General features: G+C 61.6%; 1 protein-coding gene. It reads right to left on the reverse strand.

Going from position 1 to position 404, the window contains the following annotated elements; all coding sequences use genetic code 11:
• Positions 1-380: MFS transporter (locus tag OGY04_RS00050; protein ID WP_353655324.1), on the reverse strand; the 380-nt coding region annotated here is incomplete at its 3' end.
• Positions 381-404 lie beyond the last annotated feature (24 nt).

Genomic DNA, 404 nt, shown 5'->3' on the forward strand with positions numbered 1-404 from the left:
GTGATGAGGCCGTGTTTTTCCGGGGCGCGGTAGGCAATCAGCCAGAGCACGGACCAGACAATCCCGAAGACGCTCGCCACGACAAAGGCGATGCGCCAGTTGTAATGGATGATGGACCAGGCGACTACGGGCGGAGCGAGCATGGCCCCGGCTGAAGTGCCGATGCTGTAGATCCCACAGGCCAGGCCACGCTCCCGGGGCGGGAACCACTGGGCTGAGACTTTCATTCCGGCAGGATTGAAGGTGGATTCGGTGAGGCCAATGCCCATCCGGAGTATCATCATGGGGAGCCAGGAGCTGAAGAAACCGGTCAGCGCGTTAAAGACGGACCAGAGGATGGCCATCATGGCGAAGACCCAGCGTACGCCGAACCGGTCCATGATATAGCCGGCACAGACCCCGCC

The sequence above is a fragment of the Citrobacter sp. Cpo091 genome (assembly GCF_030332645.1).
In the GTDB taxonomy this organism is placed as follows: domain Bacteria; phylum Pseudomonadota; class Gammaproteobacteria; order Enterobacterales; family Enterobacteriaceae; genus Citrobacter; species Citrobacter portucalensis.